Annotated in this window: 8 protein-coding genes; 3 read left to right on the top strand and 5 right to left on the bottom strand. The window is 69.8% G+C overall.

The features are described from left to right. Positions 1 to 21: 21 nt before the first annotated feature. Positions 22 to 2,298: a TIGR02266 family protein gene (locus OV207_RS06980; RefSeq protein WP_267553665.1), complete on the bottom strand. Its 2,277-nt coding sequence runs from the start codon at positions 2,296 to 2,298 to the stop codon at positions 22 to 24. A 160-nt stretch (positions 2,299 to 2,458) separates the two neighbouring features. On the opposite strand from OV207_RS06980, the gene guaB reads away from it, so the two are divergent. Further along, on the top strand, positions 2,459 to 3,916 hold the full coding sequence (gene guaB, locus OV207_RS06975) for an IMP dehydrogenase (RefSeq protein WP_267553663.1): 1,458 nt from the start codon (positions 2,459 to 2,461) through the stop codon (positions 3,914 to 3,916). 60 nt (positions 3,917 to 3,976) lie between these two features. On the opposite strand, the gene OV207_RS06970 is transcribed toward guaB, so the two are convergent. Then, on the bottom strand, positions 3,977 to 4,558 hold the full coding sequence (locus OV207_RS06970) for a hypothetical protein (RefSeq protein WP_267553662.1): 582 nt from the start codon (positions 4,556 to 4,558) through the stop codon (positions 3,977 to 3,979). A gap of 127 nt (positions 4,559 to 4,685) precedes the next feature. Between OV207_RS06970 and guaA the strand changes: the two genes are divergently transcribed. Then, positions 4,686 to 6,245, top strand: coding sequence for a glutamine-hydrolyzing GMP synthase (gene guaA / locus OV207_RS06965; RefSeq protein WP_193429690.1), 1,560 nt, complete (start codon positions 4,686 to 4,688; stop codon positions 6,243 to 6,245). Positions 6,246 to 6,312: 67 nt separating this feature from the next. Here guaA and OV207_RS06960 read toward each other — a convergent pair whose 3' ends face one another. Beyond that, positions 6,313 to 7,092 (bottom strand): phytanoyl-CoA dioxygenase family protein, encoded by a 780-nt coding sequence (locus OV207_RS06960; protein ID WP_267553660.1) that lies wholly within the window; start codon positions 7,090 to 7,092, stop codon positions 6,313 to 6,315. 83 nt (positions 7,093 to 7,175) lie between these two features. Beyond that, entirely contained in the window at positions 7,176 to 9,269 is a 2,094-nt protein-coding gene (locus tag OV207_RS06955) for a S46 family peptidase (RefSeq protein ID WP_193429688.1), read from the bottom strand. Between the two features lie 414 nt (positions 9,270 to 9,683). Between OV207_RS06955 and OV207_RS06950 the strand changes: the two genes are divergently transcribed. Further along, positions 9,684 to 11,120: a glycosyltransferase gene (locus OV207_RS06950; protein ID WP_267553658.1), complete on the top strand. Its 1,437-nt coding sequence runs from the start codon at positions 9,684 to 9,686 to the stop codon at positions 11,118 to 11,120. A gap of 10 nt (positions 11,121 to 11,130) precedes the next feature. Here OV207_RS06950 and mgtA read toward each other — a convergent pair whose 3' ends face one another. After that, the gene (mgtA, locus tag OV207_RS06945; protein ID WP_267553656.1) at positions 11,131 to 13,722 is read right to left on the bottom strand and encodes a magnesium-translocating P-type ATPase; all 2,592 of its coding nucleotides are present in this window, start codon (positions 13,720 to 13,722) and stop codon (positions 11,131 to 11,133) included. Positions 13,723 to 14,120: the final 398 nt, after the last annotated feature.

Genomic DNA, 14,120 nt, shown 5'->3' with positions numbered 1-14,120 from the left:
CAGGGGTTGGCGACGCGAAAATCAGGCGCGGCCGAAGAGTCCCTTCAGCCAGCCCATGAAACCCTTCTGCTTCGACACCACCACCGCGTCGGGTGTCAGCACGGGTGCGACAGGCGCGGCCGTGGCCACGTTCCTCCCCGCGCTGACAGTCCCTCCCGCGGCACTGTTGCCTGCTCCCTGAGCAAGCGTCGGAGCCGCGGGACCGGACTCGGCCTCCGACTGCGCCAGCCGCGCCTTCACGGCCTCCGGCGTGTCGCGGGTGGTGAACGTGCTGACCACCTCACGGCCCGTCGTGGCCTCGCGCGCGATCACCTTCAACAGCGACTCGTTGCTCACCTCGAAGGTGACCGTCACCTGCACCGCGCCGCGAGGCCGCTTGGGCAACCCCGCGAGCCGGAGCGTGCCCAGGTATTCGTTGTCCGGGGCCCGTTCGGCGTCGCCCTGGAACACGGAGAGCTCCAGCTCCGTCTGGTCGTCCCGGTGCGTGGAGAGGGTGTAGACCTTGGAGGCCGGCAGCGACACGTTGCGCTCCAGCACGGGCTTGAAGCGCCCACCCGGCAGCCCCACGCCAATGGCCATGGGCAGCACGTCGATGAGCACCACGCCTTCCAGCTGCCCCAGGCTGTGCGCCAGCAGCGCCGCGCCCAGCGCCACGGCCTCGTCCGGGTGCACGCCCTTGCTGGGCGGCCGTCCGAAGAACTTCGTGATCTTCTCGTGCACCAGCGGGAAGCGGCTCTGCCCGCCGACGAGGATCACCTCGTCGATGTCCTGCGCCTTCAGCCCCTTGGCCTGCAACACCTCGTCACAGACCTGTACGGTGCGGTCGACCAGCTTCTCCGTCAGCGCGATCAGCTTCTGGCGCGTGAGCGTGACGTCCAGGTCGTACGGCTTGTTGTCGATCATCGTCACGAAGGCCACGTGCACCCGCATCTCCGAGCGCTCGGACAGGGCGCACTTGGCCCGCTCCGCCGCGTCGTTGATGCGCTGCAGGGCCACGCGGTCCCCCTGGAAGGCCCGGCCCGTCTGCTGCCGGAACTCCTCCAGGAGGTACTCGACGATGGCGCTGTCGAAGTCGATGCCGCCCAGGAACGTGTCACCGCCCGTGGAGATGACCTCGTAGACGGTGTCGTGCAGCTCCAGCACCGACGCGTCGAAGGTGCCGCCGCCCAGGTCGTACACCAGCACCCGCTGGTTGAGCTTGCGCCCGTAGCCGTACGCCAGCGCCGCCGCCGTGGGCTCGTTGAGGATGCGCTCCACGTACAGGCCCGCGAGCTTGCCCGCCTCGCGCACCGCCTGCCGCTGGTTGTCGTTGTAGTAGGCGGGCACCGTGATGACCGCCCGCGAGATGGGCTGCCCCAGCTGGTTCTGGGCCACCTCGCGCACCTCGCGGAGGATCAGCGCGGAGATCTGCTGGAGCGAATAGATGCGGTCGCCCAAGCGCACCGCCGCCTCGCCAGCCTGACCGGCCGCGATCTCATAGTGGAAGCGGTCCTTGATCTGCTCGACGATGGGCGACGCGTAGGGGCGGCCCACCAGGCGCTTGGCGCCGTACACCGTCTGGCGCGGGTTGGTGAGCATCTGCCCCTTGGCGGGGTGGCCCACCACCAGCTTGCCGCGCTGGTTGAAGGCGAGGATGGAGGGCACCGTGTTGTGGCCCTCGCGGCTGGGCAGCACCCCGGGCTTGTTGCCCCGCACGAACGCGGCGCACGAGTTCGTCGTCCCCAGGTCGATGCCGATCACCGGGCCCGTCCGGGGCGGCTCCTCGGTGTTCAGCCCCAGCGTCTCCGCGGTCACCATCTCCAGCGCGGGCGCGGGCGCGGCGGGAGCGGCACCTGGCCCATTGCCCCGGGCGGAGGATGCGGAGCCCGGGTCCGCGGGCGCGGCCGGGGGCAGGGCAGGGGCGGCGGCGGGCGCGGGCACGGCGTGGTCGGCGGGGCCCACGCCGTTGGGCACGGGCGGCACGTCCAACTGGGCGTGCGGGAGGACGGCGACGGAGGTGTCCAGGAACCGGCGCGTCGCCGCGTCCGCTTCCAGGAACCGCAGCCCCATGCCGGAGATGCCCTGGCCCTGCTGCCCGGTGACGAAGTGCACCACCGCGGCCGTGTAGAGGAGCCGGTCGCCGCCTGCCAGCCGGAGGTCCAGGGTGACAGCCGTGCCCGGAGGGCGCACGGCCTTGGCGCGCAAATAGATGCCGCCCCGGGTGATGTTGCCCCCGTATTTCGCGAGGAACTCCTCGGGAGTGGCGAAGGGCAGCTTCACCACCAGCCCGACCGCCCCCCCTAGATTCGAATCCGCCAAGGCCCGGTCCCAGATCCCAATGTGTGTGTAGCGCCGAGTATCACCTGAACGCCTGGGACCGGGCGGCAAAAAACCTTCTTCCGTTGCGCACCTGTCGCGTTACTCGTATGGAACCGCACCCGCCGGGCGCTGGTGCCCCGCGGGGCCTCCGGGAGCCCCCATGTTGAACCCCGATATCCGGCTGGCCCTCACCTTCGACGACGTGCTCCTGCTGCCCGGTGAGAGCGCCGTCACTCCGCGTGATGCCGACCTGACGACCCGCCTGACGCGCAACATCCGGCTCAACGTGCCGCTGCTCTCCGCCGCGATGGACACCGTGACGGAGTCCCGGACCGCCATCGCCATGGCCCAGGAGGGCGGCATCGGTGTCATCCACAAGAACATGACGCCCGAGCAGCAGGCCCTGGAGGTCCTCAAGGTCAAGAAGTTCGAGAGCGGCATGGTGGTGGACCCCGTCACCATCGAACCGAAGGCGCCGCTCTCCCGCGCGCTGGAGCTGATGAAGATCCACGGCGTGTCCGGCGTGCCCGTGGTGCAGGGCAAGCGCCTGGTGGGCATCGTCACCAGCCGCGACGTGCGCTTCGAGAAGAACTTCACCCAGAAGGTCGAGGACGTGATGACGACGAAGCTCGTCACCGGCCGCGAGGGCATCATCCAGGAGGAGGCCCAGAAGCTCCTCCACGAGCACCGCATCGAGAAGCTGCTCGTCGTGAACGAGGCCTATGAGCTGAAGGGCCTCATCACCATCAAGGACATCGAGAAGCGCCGCACGCACCCGCACGCGGCCAAGGACGCCAAGGGCCGCCTGCTGTGCGCCGCCGCCGTGGGCGTGTCGTCGGACCGCGAGGCCCGCATCGACGCGCTGGTGAAGGCGGGCGTGGACGTCATCGTCGTGGACACCGCGCACGGCCACTCCCTGGGCGTGCTCGAGGGCGTGCGCGACACGCGCAAGAACTTCCACGGGTTCGACCTCATCGCCGGCAACGTCGCCACCGCGGAGGGCACGCGCGCGCTCATCCAGGCGGGCGTGGACGCGGTGAAGGTGGGCATCGGCCCGGGCTCCATCTGCACCACCCGTGTGGTGGCCGGCGTGGGCGTGCCCCAGGTGACGGCGGTGGATGACTGCGCCCGCGAAGCGGACAAGCACGGCATCCCCATCATCTCCGACGGCGGCATCAAGTACTCGGGCGACATCGTCAAGGCGCTCGCGGCGGGGGCCAGCTCCGTGATGATCGGCTCGCTGTTCGCCGGCACCGAGGAGTCCCCCGGCGACGTCATCCTGTACCAGGGCCGCAGCTACAAGAGCTACCGGGGCATGGGCAGCCTGGGCGCGATGAAGCAGGGCGCCAAGGACCGCTACTTCCAGTCCGACGTGGACGCGGTGAAGCTGGTGCCCGAAGGCATCGAGGGCCGCGTCCCGTACAAGGGCACCCTGGCCATGAACGTGCACCAGATGCTGGGCGGCATCCGCAGCGGCATGGGCTACGTGGGGTGCGCCACCATCGAGGAGCTGCGCACGAAGGCGATGTTCACGCGCATCACGTCCGCCGGGCTCAAGGAGAGCCACGTGCACGACGTCATCATCACCGAGGAAGCGCCCAACTACCGGATGGAGTAGGGCGCTTCGACCCGAGCAACCCCCGCCCCCTGGGAATCCATGGGGGGCGCGGGCAGCCGACTACTTGGTGCGACGCTTGCCGCCCGCCGTGTCGTCCGCGGCCGTCGGCGCCGTGGAGACGCGCTTCTCCGCCGCGCCCACGCGCTGCATGAGGCTCTCGCGGTCGTCCGGGTCCAGCGTCTCGATGGCCTTGCGCAGGGTGGCGAAGTCCAGGCGGGCCACCGTGACGGTGTTGCCGCCCTTGATCTCCTGCACGGTGGGCACGTCCACCAGCTCGCGCAGGTAGGTCTCGAACTCCACCCGCACGTCGGCCGTCTGCTGGATGCAGGTGTCCTTGGCGGAGACCAGGGCCTGGCTGCCCTCGCGGTAGCTCAGGTCCGGATTCCGGGCCATCGCGTCCTCGAAGGTGTGGGTGCGGTCCTTCAGGGAGGAGTAGAGCTGCACGTAGTCCACCAGCCGGTCCGACTCCGGGCGGTTCACGTTGCGCGCCTTGGTCAGGGGTTCGGTGGTGTCGTCACAGGTGACCTTGGAAAGCTCGGCGATTCCGGGAGTGTCCTTGACGGCGACACTGCGCGTGTCTCGCTCCAGACGCTCGTCCGAGGAGATCTCCTTCACGCACCCCGCGGTGGACAGGAGAAGCATGGCTGCTGCACTGGAAGCGGTCAGGCGGCGCATCCGAACCTCGAACAATTGACGGCCTTTCAGCGTTGATTTCCCGAAGTTTGTAGCGATAAGGGCCCCCACCCGTCAACGACGCCCCCTGGGAGAAATGCCGGTGGACCTGCACTCCGAGAAGATCCTCATCCTTGATTTCGGGAGCCAGTACACCCAGCTCATCGCCCGCCGGGTGCGTGAACTGGGCGTCTACTGCGAGATCCACCGCCCGGACCTGCCCGCGGACGACATCCGCAAGTACGCCCCCCGCGGCATCATCCTCTCCGGGGGGCCGGCGTCCGTGGAGGCCCCTGGCTCACCGCGTTGCGACCCCTTCGTCTTCGAGGCGGGCGTGCCGGTGCTGGGCATCTGCTACGGGCTGCAACTGACCGCCAAGCTGCTGGGAGGCCGCATCGACCGGGGGGCGCACCGGGAGTTCGGCAGCGCGGCCGTGGAGGTGCTCACCGCCCGGGGCCCGTTCGCGGAGTTCCGCCCGGGGGACCAGGTGCAGGTGTGGATGAGCCACGGCGACCGGGTGGACGTGCTGCCGCCCGGCTTCGAGGCCATTGGCCGCAGCGGCAATTCGCCCTTCGCGGCGGCCGCCCACGCGACGAAGCCCTGGTACGGCCTCCAGTTCCACCCGGAGGTGGTCCACACGCCCCAGGGCAAGGCCATGCTGCGCGCCTTCCTCTTCAACGACTGCAAGGTGACGGGCTCCTGGACGATGAAGGGCTTCATCGACGAAGCCGTGGAGACCATCCGCAAGCAGGTGGGTGAGGAGGGCCGGGTCATCTGCGGGCTGTCCGGCGGCGTGGACAGCTCCGTGGCGGCGCTGCTCCTGCACCGGGCCATCGGCCCGCGCCTCCAGTGCATCTTCGTGGACAACGGCGTCCTGAGGCAGGGGGAGCGCGCCCAGGTGGAGGCGCTCTTCGTGGACCGCTTCCACGTCCCGCTGAAGACAGTGGATGCCCGGGAGCGCTTCCTGTCGAAGCTGGCCGGCGTCACGGACCCGGAGCAGAAGCGGAAGATCATTGGCCGGGAGTTCATCGCCGTGTTCGAGGAGGCCTCCCGCGACGTGCAGGACGCGGGCTTCCTGGCGCAGGGCACGCTGTACCCGGACGTCATCGAGTCCGTGTCCTGGAAGGGCCCGTCCGTCACCATCAAGAGCCACCACAACGTGGGCGGCCTCCCCGAGCACATGAAGCTCAAGCTGGTGGAGCCCCTGCGCGAGCTGTTCAAGGACGAGGTGCGCGTCCTGGGCCGCGAGCTGGGCCTGCCGCCGGAGATGGTCGGCCGCCAGCCGTTCCCGGGCCCCGGCCTGGCCATCCGCGTGCTGGGCGAGGTGAACGAGCCGCGCCTGGACCTGGTGCGCCGCGCGGACGCCATCGTGCAGGAGGAGATCCACAAGGCCGGCCTGTACGGTGAGGTGTGGCAGGCCTTCGCGGTGCTGCTGCCGGTGCAGAGCGTGGGCGTGATGGGCGACGAGCGCACCTACGAGTCCACCTGCGTGCTGCGCGCCGTCACCAGCGTGGACGGCATGACGGCGGACTGGGCGCGGATCCCGTTCCCTATCCTGGAGAAGATCTCCTCGCGCATCACCAACGAGGTGCGCGGCATCAACCGCGTCGTCTACGACATCTCCTCCAAGCCGCCCGCCACCATCGAGTGGGAGTGAGCTAAAAGGACGTGTGAAGCAGAGCGGCGACCCGGCGGACAGCGGGTCGCCGTTTCGCGTTCCGGCGCTATCCGATGGAGGCCAGGGCCTGACGGATGGCCGCTTCGACCGGCGACGTGTCGGAGGGCGCCCGCGTCAGGCTGAGCGGTTCGCGGGGCAGGAGCGGCGGCTGGGCCATGAAGCGCGGCCGGGCGCCGTGGTGCGGCTGGGCTGAATGGACCAGGAAGGGGTGGCACAGGTAGACGGTGCCTGCCTGTCCGGTGGCCAGCGCCTGGGACCGGTCCAGGGACACCGCGAAGCCGTCCGCCGCCAGCTCCCTCAGCGTCATGCCGGCCTCTCCAGCCGGGGCCAGCCGCCGGGCGATGTCCTGGTGCGAGCCCACCCGGATGCGGGTGGGGGCATCGTCCTCGCCGACGTCCGAGAACAGGAACAACATCAGCAACGCCCGTCCCTTCGAGGTGACGTTGGCGCGCCAGTCGAAGAAGTCCGGCTTCTCATGGTCGAAGCTCACGTCGACGTGCCACCCGGCGTCCCCTGGATCCACGGCCGAAGGGAAGCGCACCGGGAACGTGCCCATGGCCCGGCACGGCAGCCACCGGCCGGCACCGACGAGGCGGTCGAACGCCGCGTGCAGGACGGGGGTGTTGGCGGCCTGGACGAAGGGCGGCTGCGAATACATGCCCAGCCGGATGACCGGCCGGGTCCAGGTGGAGGGCAGGGTGGGGTCACAGCCCGTGTCCCGCCAGAGGAGCTCCCGCGCCGCGTCCGCGACCTCACGGGGAAAGGCGTCATCGATCCTCACGAAGCCGTCCCGGATGAACTGTTCGACCTGCGCGTCATCGACCATGTGCTGGCCTCCCATTCACGAAAAAAGGCTGCCCGGAGCGAACCGGGCAGCCTCGTTCTACGTCCAGCGACGGTGAAGTCTGACTACCCGGCCGGGTTGGCCTTCACGGGCGGCAGCTTGGTGCTGCCGGGGCGCAGCTCCTCCAGGACGCGGTTGGCGCCGTAGATCTTCTGGAGCGACTCGATGATGGCCTCCGAGTGGACGGACACGGCGCGGTTCACGGACTCGTCGAAGCCGTACTCGCCGCCCAGCGACTGGATGTTGCCGTCGAACACCAGGCCCACCACCTCGTGGTTCTGGTTGACGACGGGCGAGCCGGAGTTGCCGCCGATGATGTCGTTGGTGGTGACGAAGTTCATCGGCGTGGTGCCGGTGATGACCTTCTCCGACTTCAGCCACGACTTCGGCAGGGCGAACGGCTCCTGGCCGGTGGCGTGCTCGAACGTGCCGGCCATCTGGGTGAACGGCGCCACCTTCTGGCCGTTCTCCGTGTAGCCCTTCACCGCGCCGAACGACACGCGCGGGGAGAAGGTCGCGTCCGGGTACTGGCTGGTGCCGTAGATGTCGAACTTCGCCTTGGCGACGAGCTCGCTGTTCTTCTTGATGACCGACTCCACCTCCTCCTCGAACTTCTTGCGGATGGCGCGGGCGTCCGGGTCCACGAGCGCCGCCAGCTGGATCATCGGATCCTTGGAGGCCTCCACGGCCTTCTTGCCGCCCTCGAAGAGCGCCTGGCGCGCCTTCACGTCCCGCAGCTTGCTGCCCTTCACCACGCGGGTGGCGACCTGCTCCGGGGACTCCTTGCCCAGCACCTTCTTCACGAACGGGTGCTTGGTGCCCAGGTCCTCGCGCAGCTTGGTGAGGCTGAACGTCAGGCGGGCGATCTCCAGCTCCGGGTAGATGGGCGCGGGGCTGAAGAGGTTCGCCTTGAGGGCGGGCTGGTTCGCGTCGTTGAACTCACGCAGCCGCTGGCCGTTCTCCTTGGGCAGCTCGTCGCTGGCGCGCACCAGCGTCTTGGCGATGCTGTACATCGTCGAGGACAGGCCGCTGCCCTGCTCGATGTAGATGAGCTCCTCGCGCAGGTTGCCCAGCTGCACCTCGGCCTTGGCGATCTCCTCCCAGGCACCGGCGTACTTCTTCTTCAGCTCGGGGTTGGCGTCGACCTTCTTGCGCAGCTCCTGCTCCGCGGCGACCTTGGACCCGAAGAACTTCTTGTCCAGCAGCGCCTCGTGGCGGCCCTTGGACGCCTTCAGCGCGTTCTCCACGCCGAACAGCAGGTTGCTGGAGACGCGCTTCTGCTCGGGGCCGCGCTTCTGGAACTCGGTGAGCATGCCGCGCAGCTCGGACAGGTACATGAGCGTCTTGGGCATGGACACATCGCGGGTGTATTCCAGCTCCGCCATGGTCAGCGCGCGCGACGTGCGGCCCGGGTTGCCGGGGATGAACGTGAGCTCGTTCTCCTTGGCGCCGCCCTTGGACCACTTGAAGTAGTCCGGCGTCTTCGCCGGCTGCTTGTCCTGGTAGACGCGCACGAACGTGACGTCCAGGTCGTAGCGGGGGAACTCGAAGTTGTCCGGGTCACCGCCGAAGAACGCGATGGCGTGCTCCGGGGCGAACACCAGGCGAACGTCCTGGAAGCGGCGGTACTTGTAGAGGTTGTACTTGCCGCCCTGGTACAGCGTGACGACGTCACAGCGCACCTTGTCGTCGCCGGCGGAGCAGGCCTTCTCCACCTTGGCCATCTCCGACTTCAGCGTGTCCGAGTACTGCTTGCCGGACAGGGACTGGGTGGCCTTGTTCAGCGTTTCGGTGACGTCGGTGATCTCGACGAGCTGGTTCACCTCCATCGCCGGGCACTGCTTCTCCTCGGCCTGGGACTTCGCGTAGAAGCCGTTGGCCAGGTAGTCCTGCTTCGCGGTGGACAGCTGCTCGATGCAGCCGCGCGCGCAGTGGTGGTTCGTCATCACCAGGCCGTCCGGCGACACGAAGCTGGCGGAGCAGCCACCGGCCAGACGCACCGCGCCCAGGCGAAGCTTCTCCAGCCACTGCTGGGACGGCTCGAAGCCGTACTTCTCCTTCACCTTGGCGGCGGGGAAGTTGTTGTACGTCCACATGCCTTCATCGGCGAGCGCCGGAGCGGCCCCCACGAGGGCGGCGATGACGACCAATCGCTTCATGAGTCGGGATCCTTTCGGGCCGCTGGACGGGAAGGCCAGCAGCGGGGACGGGGCGTTTGTGAGGGAAGGCCCGGCGACGGTCAAGCTGGGAAAACGCCCACGCAAGACGCTGAACGCATGAGCGCCTGAACGATTCCTGAGGTGACCGGCCAGGCATGCGGATTTCCTCCCGTGGGGGTGGATCCGGTCCGTCGCCAGAGTCCGACGCATTGCGTCCGAAAGGGCGGGCAGGGTGGATCAGGGAATCCGGGTCCCGCGCCGCCATGCCCTGGCGTGGTGCCGGCCGTGCGCCTTGGCCCTGCGGAACCCCTGGAGGGCGCGCTCCTACACGATGACTACTTTCAAGGCGTCACCGCCTGGAGAGGCCGCCATCCGCCCGTGAAAGGGGCGCCGCGCTTCCGAGCGAGAGGTGAAATGCTCAAGCCCTTCGAGGTGCACGTCCAGGCCGAACCTCTGACGCACTTCGAGTCCGAGCTGGACGCGGCCGCCTGGAGCGCGCTCCAGGAAGAGGCCGCGAAGGCCCGGGCGCTCATGGCAGGCCTCGCGTTCTGGAACGTGAGCTCCACGGCGCAGGGGGGCGGCGTGGCGGAGATGGTTCCCCGGCTGGTCGCCTATGCGCGCGGGGCGGGCGTGGACGCGCGCTGGCTGGTGCTGAGCGGCACCCAGGAGTTCTTCCACATCACCAAGCGGCTGCATCACGCGCTGCATGGCTCGAGCGGGGACGGGTCGCCCCTGGGCGCGGCCGAGCATGCCCGGTACGACGAGGTGCTCCGCGACAACCTGGAGGAGCTGCTCGTCCTGGTGCGGCCGGGGGACGTGGTGCTCCTGCACGACCCACAGACCGTGGGGCTGGCACCCGCGCTGGCGGCGGCGGGTGCCCGCGTGGCCTGGCGCTGTCACGTGGGCCGGGATACCCCCAACGCCGAGGTGGCGCGGGCGTGGGAGTTCCTCGCGCCGGGCCTGACTGCCGCCCGGCTCACCGTCTTCAGCCGGGCCGCCTACGTGCCGCCCCAGTGCGCGGACCGGGCGCTCGTCATCCAGCCCTCCATCGACATCTTCGCGGTGAAGAACCGGCCCCTGTCGCCCGAGGTCGCCCGCGCCATCCTCGCCCGTACCGGCCTGCTACGCGGGACGCCGGACGCGCCCGAGCCCGTCTTCACCCGCTCGGACGGGGTGCCCGCGCGCGTGTCGCGGGGCGCGGACATCGTGCGGCTCGGCGCCGAGCCCGAGCCTGACACGCCCCTGGTGGTGCAGGTGTCGCGGTGGGATCCGCTGAAGGACCCGGCGGGCGTGCTGAATGGGTTCGCGCTGTTGCTGCGGCAGTCACCCGACCTGCGCGCGGAGCTGGTGCTCGCCGGTCCGGCCGTCACGTCCGTGGCGGACGATCCGGAAGCGGCGGCGACGCTCCAGGACGTCATCTCCCTGTGGCGGCAGCAGCCTCACTTCGTGCGCCGGCGCGTCCACCTGGCGTGCCTGCCCATGAGCGACCTGGAGGAGAACGCCGCCATCGTCAACGCCCTCCAGCGCCACGCGGCCGTAGTCGTCCAGAAGAGCCTCCAGGAGGGCTTCGGGCTCACCATCACCGAGGCCATGTGGAAGGGCCGCCCCGTGGTGGCGAGCGCAGTGGGCGGGCTCCAGGACCAGGTGATCCACGGCGTGAACGGCCTGCTCGTGCGCGACCCCGGGGACCCGGCGGAGTTCGCGGGCGCGGTGCGCTCGCTCCTGGAGGATCCGGAACGGGCCGCCCGCCTGGGCCGCCGGGCCCACGAGCACGTCCGCGCCCATTTCACCGCCGCCCGCCACCTCACGGACTTCGTGCACCTCATCGAGCGACTGGACGCGCGCGGCTGATGCGTGGGCTTCACCCCGGGACGCGGCGGTAGAAGACGCGTTTCGCCGCCTCCACTGCGGCGACGTAGAGGCCGGTGATGACGGCGATCCCCAGCAGCAGTGCTCCGGGGAGTGGAACGAGCCCGAAGGCACGGGCGAAGGGGAGGAAGGGCAGCAGGAGGGTGAGCACCACGACCGCGCACGTGGAGACAAGCAGCAACGTTCCGGGGCGGCTCCGGTAGAAGGGCCGGCGCGTGCGCACCACCAGCGCGACCACCAGCTCCGTGAGCAGGGACTCGACGAACCAGCCCGTGCGAAAGCGCTCCGGACCCGCATGGAACAACCACAGGAGCGCGCCGAACGTGAAAGCGTCGAAGATGGCGCTCAACAGGCCGAAGGTCACCATGAAGCGCGTGAGGAAGCGCATGCTCCAGCGCCGGGGGCGGTCCACCAGTTCCGGGTCCACGCTGTCACCGGCCAGCCCCACGGCGGGGATGTCGGAGAGGAAGTTGTTGAGGAGGATCTGCCCCGCGAGCAGGGGGAGAAAGGGCAGCAGCAGCGTGGCCGCCGCCATGCTGAGCATGTTGCCCAGGTTCGCGCTCGTCGTGGTGAGGATGTACTTGAGCGTGTTGGCGAACATCCTGCGCCCCTCTTCGATGCCGCGTCGGACGACGTCCAGGTGGCGCTCCAGGAGGACGAAGTCCGCGGCCTCGCGGGCCACGTCCGCGGCGCCCTCCACGCAGAGGCTGGCGTCGGCCGCGTGCATGGCCGGCGCGTCGTTCACCCCGTCCCCCAGGAAGCCCACCACGTGCCCCTGCTTCTTCAGCGCCAGCAGGATGCGCTCCTTCTGTGTGGGATCCACCTCGACGAAGAGCTCCGCTTTCTCAGCCTGGTGCCACAGCGCCTCGTCCCGCATCCGCAGGAGTTGTCGGCCCGTGAGCACCCGCGACGTGGCCAGGCCCACCTGGCGGGCGACGTGTTCGGCGACCTGCCGGCTGTCGCCGGTGATGAGCTTGATGGCCACGCCCTGGCGCTCCAGTTCCTGGATGGCTTCGCGCGCGCCCTCCTTCGGCCGGTCCATGAAGGACAGGAACCCCTCGAACGTCAGCGCTTGCTCGTCCTCCCGGGTGTACTGCTCCCGGACGTCGATGGGACGGGTCGCCACAGCCAGGACGCGGAGGCCCTGCTGGCCCCAGGCGTCCACCCGGTCCTGGAGCCGGGCCCGCAGCCCGGCGTCCAGGGGCATCCCGCCCGGCCCCCGGGTGCACGCCTCCATGACCTGTGCGAAGGCGCCCTTGGTGATGAGCCGGACGTCGGTGCCCTGGCGGACGACGACTGACAGGCGCTTGCGGACGAAGTCGTAGGGAATCTCCCCCAGCTTTTGCGCGGCGGGGGGCGGGCCCGCCCGGAGGAGGGCTTCGTCGAGCGGGTTGGACAGGCCAGTCTGGTGGGTGGCGTTGAGGACCGCCAGATCCAGTACGGTGGCGGAAGGCCCACCGTCCGGAGCATGGGCGCCCGCGAGGCTGACGACCCCTTCAGTCAGGGTGCCCGTCTTGTCGGTGCACAGAACGTCCATGCTGCCCAGGTTCTCAATGGCGCTCAGCCGGCGCACCAGCACGCCCTTGGCGGCCATCGACTGGGAGCCGGCCGAGAGGTTCACGCTGAGGATGGCGGGGAGCAACTCCGGGCTAAGCCCCACGGCAAGCGCCAGGGCGAACAGGAGTGACTCCAGGGGGGGCCGGTGCAACAGCCCGTTGACGGCGATGACACCCACCACCATGACCGCCATCGTGGTGAGCAGCATGTAGCCGAAATGCCGGATGCCTCGGTCGAACTCCGTCTCCGGCGGGCGCAGCGTCAGGCGCCGGGCGATGCCCCCGAAGGACGTGTCGCGACCCGTGGCCACCACGACGCACCGGCCGGCGCCGTTGCGGACGTGGGTGCCCCGGAAGACGCAGTTGTCACGCTCGCCGAGCGTCGCGTCCGGGGCGGCCACCCCGGGTCGCTTCTCCATGGGGAAGCTTTCGCCCGTGAGCACCGCCTGGCTGACGAACAGGTCCGTCGCCTCCAGCACGCGCGCGTCCGCGGGCACCATGCTCCCCGCGGACAGGAGCACGATGTCCCCCGCAACGACCTGCGAGAGGGGAACGGTGGCCACCCGGCCCGAGCGGAGAGCCCTGACGCTGGTGGTGACGCGCTCGCGCAGCCGCGCGATGGTGACCTGCGCCTTGTATTCGCGCGAATAGCCCAGCAGGACGCTGCACAGCACGATGGCCAGGACGATGACCGCGTCGGTCCACTCACCCGTGAACGCGGAGATTACGGCCGCGACGACGAGCAGGAGGACCAGCGGGCTCTTGAGCTGGGCCCACAGGACGCGCAGACGGGAAGGGGCCCTGGACGCCTCCAACTCGTTCGCGCCGTCCCGCGCCAGCCTCCGCGCGGCCTCCGCGTCCGTCAGTCCGCCTGGGGTCGTTGCCAGGGCCGTGAGCAGGGCCGGCAGGGGACGGCTCCAGTACCGCTGCGGGACGGGCGCCCGCGCCGCCTCCGCCTGCCGCCGGTGCCGCCACGTCGCGCGAGGAAACAATGGCGGGGGATGGGGAGACGTGGGCGATGGCACCATGGCGTTGCACTCCTCATGGGCCATGCCCCTGTTGAGTTCGGTCCGGACCGCTTCAGAAGGGGAGGAGGGGCTCCGATTCACGCGTCGCGGGGCCGACGTCGCCCGACAACGCCAGCGCCTCGGCCAGGCTCGCGGCCCAGCGCCGGATCTGCGCCATGTCGCGCCAGTCCCCAGCGTGCTGCTTCCGCGTCCAGCCCTTCTTCGCGGAGGGCCTGTGCGAGCCACCGGGCAATCTCCTCGGTGCCGCCCCGCTTCGAACCATAGGTGATCAGGACGCGCATGGCGGACCTCGGGGGATGGCACTGCCAGACAATGCGTGGGCAGCGCGCCCGGCGCGGGCAAGGCCCTCCCGGTCGAGCGCTCCCCACGGCCGCCGCGCCCGGTTGCCTTTCGCGGCA

Source organism: Corallococcus sp. BB11-1, from assembly GCF_026626625.1.
Lineage (GTDB): Bacteria > Myxococcota > Myxococcia > Myxococcales > Myxococcaceae > Corallococcus > Corallococcus soli.
The sequence above is the reverse complement of the archived record's forward strand: the minus strand, read 5'-3'. Positions and strand labels throughout refer to the sequence as shown.

What these genes read in the sequence shown, in the direction of transcription:
- guaA (WP_193429690.1), top strand. Translation starts at nt 4,686, where the DNA reads ATGCCGGTGGACCTGCACTCCGAGAAGATCCTCATCCTTGATTTCGGG.
- OV207_RS06960 (WP_267553660.1), bottom strand. Translation starts at nt 7,092, where the DNA reads ATGGTCGATGACGCGCAGGTCGAACAGTTCATCCGGGACGGCTTCGTG.
- mgtA (WP_267553656.1), bottom strand. Translation starts at nt 13,722, where the DNA reads ATGGTGCCATCGCCCACGTCTCCCCATCCCCCGCCATTGTTTCCTCGC.
- OV207_RS06950 (WP_267553658.1), top strand. Translation starts at nt 9,684, where the DNA reads ATGCTCAAGCCCTTCGAGGTGCACGTCCAGGCCGAACCTCTGACGCAC.
- OV207_RS06955 (WP_193429688.1), bottom strand. Translation starts at nt 9,269, where the DNA reads ATGAAGCGATTGGTCGTCATCGCCGCCCTCGTGGGGGCCGCTCCGGCG.
- OV207_RS06970 (WP_267553662.1), bottom strand. Translation starts at nt 4,558, where the DNA reads ATGCTTCTCCTGTCCACCGCGGGGTGCGTGAAGGAGATCTCCTCGGAC.
- guaB (WP_267553663.1), top strand. Translation starts at nt 2,459, where the DNA reads ATGTTGAACCCCGATATCCGGCTGGCCCTCACCTTCGACGACGTGCTC.